Annotated in this window: 8 protein-coding genes; 5 read left to right on the forward strand and 3 right to left on the reverse strand. The window is 70.2% G+C overall.

Annotation, left to right across the window (positions count from 1 at the left end; genetic code table 11):
* The first annotated feature begins 231 nt into the window (after positions 1-231).
* Positions 232-1,149, forward strand: a complete 918-nt coding sequence (locus ACFXMF_RS45690; protein ID WP_379990436.1) for an NAD-dependent epimerase/dehydratase family protein — start codon at positions 232-234, stop codon at positions 1,147-1,149.
* Here the strand turns inward: ACFXMF_RS45690 and ACFXMF_RS45695 are convergent.
* Positions 1,142-1,945 (reverse strand): GNAT family N-acetyltransferase, encoded by an 804-nt coding sequence (locus ACFXMF_RS45695; RefSeq protein ID WP_360319715.1) that lies wholly within the window; start codon positions 1,943-1,945, stop codon positions 1,142-1,144. The two genes, ACFXMF_RS45690 and ACFXMF_RS45695, sit on opposite strands and share 8 nt — an antisense overlap.
* Before the next feature lie 211 nt (positions 1,946-2,156).
* Here ACFXMF_RS45695 and ACFXMF_RS45700 point away from each other — a divergent pair, with 211 nt between their 5' ends.
* Together ACFXMF_RS45700 and ACFXMF_RS45705 are read left to right on the forward strand one after the other, a co-directional pair.
* Positions 2,157-2,531, forward strand: a complete 375-nt coding sequence (locus ACFXMF_RS45700; RefSeq protein WP_360319625.1) for a hypothetical protein — start codon at positions 2,157-2,159, stop codon at positions 2,529-2,531.
* A 117-nt stretch (positions 2,532-2,648) separates the two neighbouring features.
* On the forward strand, positions 2,649-2,870 hold the full coding sequence (locus ACFXMF_RS45705; RefSeq protein ID WP_360319623.1) for a hypothetical protein: 222 nt from the start codon (positions 2,649-2,651) through the stop codon (positions 2,868-2,870).
* A 108-nt stretch (positions 2,871-2,978) separates the two neighbouring features.
* Here ACFXMF_RS45705 and ACFXMF_RS45710 read toward each other — a convergent pair whose 3' ends face one another.
* Together ACFXMF_RS45710 and ACFXMF_RS45715 are read right to left on the reverse strand one after the other, a co-directional pair.
* On the reverse strand, positions 2,979-4,220 hold the full coding sequence (locus ACFXMF_RS45710; protein WP_379990435.1) for a PrsW family intramembrane metalloprotease: 1,242 nt from the start codon (positions 4,218-4,220) through the stop codon (positions 2,979-2,981).
* Positions 4,217-4,711 carry a hypothetical protein gene (locus ACFXMF_RS45715; protein ID WP_379990434.1) on the reverse strand — a complete coding sequence of 165 codons (495 nt, stop codon included), beginning with the start codon at positions 4,709-4,711 and terminating at the stop codon, positions 4,217-4,219. The genes ACFXMF_RS45710 and ACFXMF_RS45715 overlap by 4 nt, the downstream gene beginning before the upstream one ends.
* Positions 4,712-5,058: 347 nt before the next feature.
* On the opposite strand from ACFXMF_RS45715, the gene ACFXMF_RS45720 reads away from it, so the two are divergent.
* Positions 5,059-6,081, forward strand: a complete 1,023-nt coding sequence (locus ACFXMF_RS45720) for an alpha/beta hydrolase-fold protein (protein WP_360319617.1) — start codon at positions 5,059-5,061, stop codon at positions 6,079-6,081.
* Between the two features lie 40 nt (positions 6,082-6,121).
* Positions 6,122-7,216 (forward strand): alpha/beta hydrolase-fold protein, encoded by a 1,095-nt coding sequence (locus ACFXMF_RS45725; protein WP_360319615.1) that lies wholly within the window; start codon positions 6,122-6,124, stop codon positions 7,214-7,216.
* Positions 7,217-7,448 lie beyond the last annotated feature (232 nt).

Consider the following 7,448-nt stretch of genomic DNA (forward strand, 5'->3'; position numbering starts at 1 on the left):
GAATCACCAAAAACCCTCCTTACAACCCTACCCCCACCCCCTCCCGCCGTTGGGGCGCTTTAGGAAAGGCCGTCCGCAGGACACCCCGACCCACCCACCCCCCACAGCCCGTCCGGCGTTTGAGGACAACCGACCCAGGCCAATCCAGCCCGTCCGGCGCCTGAGGACAAAAACCCGAACGCCACCGAACCCATCCCACAAGCAAAGCGCAGCGAACTGCACGGAGGACCCATGACACCGCCCCTGACCGGCGCCAAAATCGTCGTCACCGGAGCCACCGGCCAAGTCGCCGAACCGGTCGCCAAGATCCTCGCCCGCGACAACGACGTATACGGCGCGGCCCGCTTCCAGGACGACGAGGCCCGAGCCCGCCTGGAGGCCGCAGGCGTCACCTGCGTCAAGATCGACCTCGCCGCCGGCGACGTCGCGGCACTTCCCGCCGACGCCGACTACGTGATCAACTTCGCCGTTGCCAAGAACGGCGACTGGAACATCGACCTGGACGCCAACGCCGGCGGCGTCCTGTCCCTGATGGAACACCACCAGGCCGCGCGCGCGTTCCTGCACTGCTCCTCCACGGCCGTGTACCAGCCCGCCGGCCACAAGGAGCTCGCCGAGAGCGCGTCCCTGGGCGACAACCACGGCGTGTGGTCGTTCCTGGAGACGTACAGCATCTGCAAGATCGCGGCCGAGGGCGCCGCCCGCTGGGGTGCGCGCCGCTTCGCGCTGCCGACCACGATCGCGCGCCTGTCGGTCCCGTACGGCGACAACGGCGGCTGGCCCGGGATCCACCTGGAGATGATGCTCGGCGGCGCCCCGATCGACGTGCACACCAACGCGCCGAGCATCTACCACCCGATCCACGTGGACGACATCGCCGGCACGCTCCCCGCGCTGCTCGCGGCGGCCACGCCCGAGGTGTGCACTGTCAACTGGGGTGGCAGCGACCCGGTGAGCATCGAGGAGTGGTGCGGCTACCTGGCCGAACTCACCGGCGTCACGCCCGAGTTCAACCCCACCGACGCAACCATCGACTCGGTCACGCTGGACCTGACCCGGATGCACGCGATCACCGGCCGCACCACCGTGAACTGGCGGGACGGCATGCGCCGGATGGTCGAGGCGCTGCACCCGGAGCTGCTCAAGTAGCCTGCCCGACCCCCGCGTTCGACCCGCCGTCGGAACGCGCGATCGCATGCTCGGTGACCGGCCCGAGTACCTCGAAGCCCAGCTTCCGGTACACGGGCTCACCCACCGCCGAGGCCTGCAACACCGCGACGGGATGGCCCTCGTCGACCGCCGCGTCCAACGCGGCCCGGGTCAGGGCCGCGCCGTACCCGCGCCGGCGATGCGCGGCGAGCGTCGCGATGTTGTACACACCCGCGACGCCGGCGTGCAGGAACACCTCGGCGGTGGCCACCGGCCGCCCGTGCGCATATCCCACCAGGTAGCGCGCGGCGGATTCGAGCGCGGCCTGTGCGGTCAGTTCGGCGAACCGTACGACGTCCCGCGCGGACGGTGTCCAGAGCGCGGCGAGCACCTCGGCGAAGTCGAGCAGCCCGGCGCGCGTGCGCACCCGCTCGATCCGGAACCCGTCCGGCGGCACGATCTCGGCACCGGTGCTCCGACTCCACCGCGTCCACATCGCCACCTCCTGCTCGGCGACCGGCAGGCCGTACGCCACCAGGCGCTCGGCCAGATCCGTCGGCCGCGACCCCTGGGTGACCCACCACGAGAACGGCCGCCCGGTCGCCGCGACCCGGTGCACCGTGCGCTCGACGGCCGGCCCCACCGTGCGTTCGGTCAGCCGCGCGCCCGCGACGATGTTGTACGTGTCGTGCGTCAGGCCGCTGTCCGCGACGAGCACATGATCGTCCTCGTATACCCGCATCCCGGGGGTCACCCGATGCAGGTGACAGGCGTGCTCGGCGAGATTGCGGTCCATCGCCTCGATCGGTGTGCTCACCCGGCCATTGTCACCGGGCCGTCGGCGCCCGCCCAATTCATTTCGCCCCGAGGACGTGGACGGCGGGCGGGGTGTCCGAGGGCGTGCGGCGCGAACGCGTGATGGGCCCACACCGGCGCGAGCGCCGGCGTACCGCTCCCGAAGGGCAACCGTGCCGAACCCGTGACCGGGCGCCGGCACACTCGGCCGCGTGACCGAATCGTCTGACACCCCGACACACACCGAGGATCCCGCCTGGCACTCCGTCCGCTGCCTGTTCCATCATCAGCCGGACATCTACGAGGAACGCATCACGTTGTGGCACGCCGGCAGCCTCGCCGAGGCCATCGCACTGGCCGAGGCCGACGCGCTCGAATACGCCCGCGATGTGAACGACGCCGAATACCTGGGTCTCGCACAGGCGTTCCGGCTGTTCGACGCGCAGGTCGGACACGGCATGGAGGTCTTCTCGCTGGCCCGGGACAGTCCCCTGGAACCAACCGAGTACCTGGACGCGTTCTTCGATACGGGAACCGAGCGACAACGCCGGATCATGGCCGACACCGAGTCCCCGGATGCCCGGTGACGACGCGACCCGACATGTCGCCCGGTGTTCATCCGGCTCGGGTTCACAATGTCGGCTTCGCACGCGACGATGGAGGGGCAACTGCCCTATAGATAGGCATAGGTAGGGAGGAGCACCGTGGATGGACTCGTCGTGCTCGCCGTGTCCGTGTGTCTGCTCGGCCTGACCGTGCTCCTGGTGGCGCGTTCGCTCGGTCGTCGTGACCTCAGCACCGCACCCAGGGACCTGCTGCGCCAGGACCGGCTCACCGATCTCGAAGAGAGCGCGTGGGCGCAGGACACCGAATGGCCCCGACAGGCGAACCGGCGTACCGCGCCGGACTCGCGCACCTGTCGCTGACCGACCGCATCCGGATCGACTCCGGGCCGCCGCGCCGGCGCCGCCCCGGAGCCGACCGGACCGGCCGCCTCCCCGCCCAGGCCCGTCGAGGCCGCCCACGACCGGCGACTACGGCACTTCCGGCAACTCGGAACGCACCCTCGCGTGCTGCGTCGGCGCGCCCGGCGACTCGGGCGGTTCCGTGTCGGCGGCCCGCACCTGGGCCCGCGCCCGGTCGATCCGGCGGTGCCAGCGGGCCACCCCGGGGTCGGTGGCCGGATCGGCGGAGCGGGCCAGCGCGACGCCATAGCCCAACTGGGCGCGCTGCAATCGGCTCTGCGCCCAGGCCGCCTTGCGGCCGTGTTCGCGCCGGGCCGCCTCCACCGCCATCTTGCGGGTCTTGTTCGAGGCGAGCGCGGCGAGTTCGCGCAGCGGCAACAGCTCCGGCTCGTCGCCGACCGCCTGCGCGAACCAGCGATACTCCTGCCGGGCCGCGCACCGGTAGACGAAGCTCGCGACGGCGAGCACGACCAGCCCGTTGAGCACGATCTGCACGATGGTCAGGTACCAGTCGGTGCGCCCCAGCACGATCTCCGGCAGCGGCGAGTTGTTCACGAAGTGCAGGCCCCACGCCACCGTGTACAGCGCGCCGGCCGCCGCGAGCCGAACCGCGAGCGGCCGCCGCACGCCGACCAGCACGTACGCCGCGCCCGCGCCGGTCATCGCGGTGAACGCCGCGTGGCTCCACAACCCGTTGACGACGGCACGCACGAAGAAGCTGGCCATGATCCCGCCGGTCCAGGTCTCGCCCGCCTGGATCGCGGCGTTCAGCGCGTACATGATGTTCTCGACCACCTGGAATCCGAGACCGACCAGCGCACCGAAGACGAATCCGTCGAGCACACTCTCGAAGACCCGGCGGTTGATCAGGATCAGCACCACCACGCCGAGCAGCTTGAGCGTCTCCTCGACCACCGGCGCCGAGATCGAGGCGCCCCAGTCGGTGGCGAACTTCGGGTCCAGCTTGGCCAGATAGCTGAGCACGTTGTCGTTGGCCACAAGCGCGAAACCGGTCGCCACCACGCCGCCCCAGAGCACCGCGGCCACGCAGAACGCCGGCGGCTCGCGCTCGAACAGGTCCAGGTGGGTGATCACCGCGAGCGCCGGGATCAGCCACAACGTGTGGACCACCACGCTCAGGACGATCGCGCCGGAGGGCGCGGCCGAGGACAGCCGGATGAAGTTGGGCACCACGCTCGCGGCGCCGAGCCCGAGCACGATCGGGTACAGCCAAAAGGCCGCGCGTGTGGGCTGCACGATGCTGCCCGCGTCTCGACGGCCCCGGCGATCGGTCAGCGGAGCGACGCTCACGAGTCGACCACCTCCACCGAGTCCAGCATGGTCACCACGTCGTCGGCGATCTCCGCGGTGAGCGGCGCGGTGTGCCGGGCGGTGAGCGAGATCCCCAGGCCCTGGCCGCCGGCGACCAGCACGGTGAGCGTGCCGGCCACGGTGTTTCCGCTGATCGGCGCGACCAGCCCGGTCAGCCCGCGCGCGGTGCTCACCGAGGCCGGATCGCCACCGATCCGCCCGTGCCCGGTCGCCTCGTAACGACGCGCCGCCGCCTTGAACGCGCCCACCGCCGACGACTGCCGACCCAGCGGCGTCAGCCGATAGGTGGTCGCGCCCTTGACCAACACACTGACCAGATCGCGCTGCGAGGCGCCCCGATCGATCTGCCAGTCGAGCGCCGGCCGGTAGCGGAAGGTGCCCAGCGTGACCACCTGGCCGGCGCGCACCGGCGCGGCACCGACGAGGGAGCGGTTGAGCAGATAGGGAATCGCGATCACGAACATCATCACGACGGCCACCACGACCGTCGCACGAAGTCCGTGCGTACGCGGAATCGGCCCCGACCTCGAACCCGGACTCGACTCGGGAGAGGGGGGCCGCGGAACGGGTGCGGTGAGGGACAAGGGGCGACTCCTGTCTTCGGCCGACGGCGTTCTCGCCGGTACCCTCGCCGCCGCCGAATGTCACTCGTGGCTCGACCGAAAGGGTGACCCGGTCACGGTAAAATCACGAAAACGCTGTTTTCGTCCCGCCGATCGATGGACGGCTGTTACAGAGCCGTCGAGTGACCGTTTCGATGTCCGGTTAAGGTCGTTTTTGTCAACAGCACCCCCTGACGCCTGCCGGAGCTCTTCCCTTGAACCCCCTTTCCGCACGCCGCCGTCGAGCGACGGCGCTGCTCGGTGCCGTACTCGTCGCGGTGACCGCAGCCGCGTGTGGCTCGCCGGGCGATACGACGGCCGAAAACGCCAAGTCCACGGCGGCGCCGACACACTCCGGCACCGCGGCGAGCCCACCCGCCAAGCCCACCGCGCCGAGCAAGGTGGTCGCGCCGACCGGCCCCGCCACGAACTTCACGACCGCCACGACCACCTCGGTCGGGCCGATCCTGATGACCTCGTACACCGGTCCCAAGTCGGGTGTCACCGGCAAGGTGTGGGTGTGGCTGCCCCCGGAGTACAACGACCCGGCGTTCGCGAAGCACGGCTTCCCGGTGCTCACGCTCTACGCCGGCGGCCAGAGCAACGGCTACAACACCTGGACCGACAACCAGTTGCCGATCCAGCAGGAGGCCGTCCGCCAGTCCCGGGCCGGCACCAGCCATCCGTTCATCATGGTGATGCCGGTGCAGAACCTGGAGAAGGACGAGAAGCGCAGCCTCGAATGCAGTGACATCCCGGGGCAGCCCAAGATGGGCACCTGGATGTCGCAGGACATCCCCGACCTGGTCAAGGCCAACTTCCGCACGCTGCGTGATCCCGCCGGTTGGGGCGTGATGGGCGCGTCCACCGGCGCGTTCTGCAGCGTCAAGCTCGCCCTGCAGCACCCGGATCGGTTCAAGGTCGCCGTGCCGATCGACGGCTACTTCAACCCGGACTCCCCACTGTGGAAGGGCTACGAGGCCGAACGGCTGGCCAACAGCCCGGAGAAGCTGATCGCGGCGGGCAAGGCCGACATCGACGTGCTCGCGACCGCGGGCGGCGGGGATGCGGCCGAGGTGCGGCTGGTCAAGGCGTTCGTCGCGAAGGCCGCGCCGCCGGTACGCATCGAGTACTACGAGCAACCCGCCGGCAGGCACCTCACGTCGCATTTCAAGAAGATGCTCCCGGACCTGCTCGGCTGGCTCGGCCGGCACATGTCCCCGCCCACCGCCGACTGACCGTGTCCGGACCGTCGCTGAATCCCCCTGGAAGACCACAGTGAGCCTGACCGGTACTCCCTTCTATATAACGACCATCGTGCTCGCCATCGCGGCGCTCGCACTGGCCATGGTCGCCTGGAACCGCATTCCCGGACCGAAGCCGGTCAGAGCCGTCGCCCGGCTGTTCATGCTGGTCACCTGCCAGGCCACGGCCATCCTGATGGTCTTCGTGATGGTCAACAACGCGAACAGCCTCTACGACACCTGGGACGACTTCCTGGGCACCGGCGGCAGCCACGTGACCGAGGCCCGCGAGCCGGCGCCGCCGCCGGCGCCCGAGCACAAGCTGACCAGCAAGTTCGAGCCCGCGTCGGACGGCAAGATGGGCGACGGCGTCCAGCAGACCACGCTCAAGGGCCCGCAGTCGGCCGTCGAGGCCGAGGTCTACGTGTGGCTGCCGCCGCAGTACAAGGACCCGGCGTTCGCGGACAAGAAGTTCCCCGTGGTCGAACTGCTGCCCGGCTACCCGGGTTCGGCCAAGGCCTGGTTCGGCACGCTGGACGTCAACAGCCAGCTCAAGAGCCTGATGACCAAGGGCGAGGTGGCGCCGTTCATCCTGGTCTCGCCGCGGACCAAGCTGCTCGCGGGCAACGAGGACACCGGCTGCGCGGACGTGCCGGGCAAGGCCAACGCGGACACCTGGATCTCCGGCGACGTACGGCGCATGGTGATCGACAACTTCCGCGCCGAGTCCGACCCCAAGCACTGGGCCATCGCGGGCTACTCCGCCGGCGGCCACTGCGCGGTCCGGATGGCCCTGCTGCACCCCGACCGCTACGGCGCGGGCGTGAGCCTGTCCGGCTACAACGACCCCAAGGGCGAAGCCGACTCGGTCACCTCGAAGGACCCGGCCCTGCGCGTCTCCGCCAACCCCCTCACCATCCTCAAGAACGCCCCCCAGCCGCCCAAGACCTCCCTCTACCTCGCCGGCGAAAAGGGCGACGGCTACGGCGACGCCCAAGCCCTCAAGGCAGCGGCCAAGCCCCCCACCGCGATAACCCTCGCCGAAATCTCCGGCGGCGGCCACGGCACCGACGTCTGGCGCCGAATGGTCCCCGACGTCTTCCGCTGGCTCACCAAAACCCTCCCCTGACCCACCCCACCCCCAACCGACGCCGCCCCCCTCAGCCCGGCCGACACCCAAGACCACCCCAACACCCAACGCCGGCCGGGCCCAATCCAGCCCGGCCGGCACTTGAGGCCACCCAGCCCCGCCGGCGCATGAGGCGAATCAGCCTCGCCGGCGTTTGAGGCGAACCCAGCCCGGCCGGCGCATGAGGCCACCCAGCCCCGCCGGCGCATGAGGCGAATCAGCCCTGTCTCTT

Origin of the sequence: Embleya sp. NPDC059213, from assembly GCF_042754445.1 — a bacterium.
GTDB lineage: Bacteria > Actinomycetota > Actinomycetes > Streptomycetales > Streptomycetaceae > Embleya.

What these genes read in the sequence shown, in the direction of transcription:
- ACFXMF_RS45690 (WP_379990436.1), top strand. Translation starts at nt 232, where the DNA reads ATGACACCGCCCCTGACCGGCGCCAAAATCGTCGTCACCGGAGCCACC.
- ACFXMF_RS45695 (WP_360319715.1), bottom strand. Translation starts at nt 1,945, where the DNA reads ATGGACCGCAATCTCGCCGAGCACGCCTGTCACCTGCATCGGGTGACC.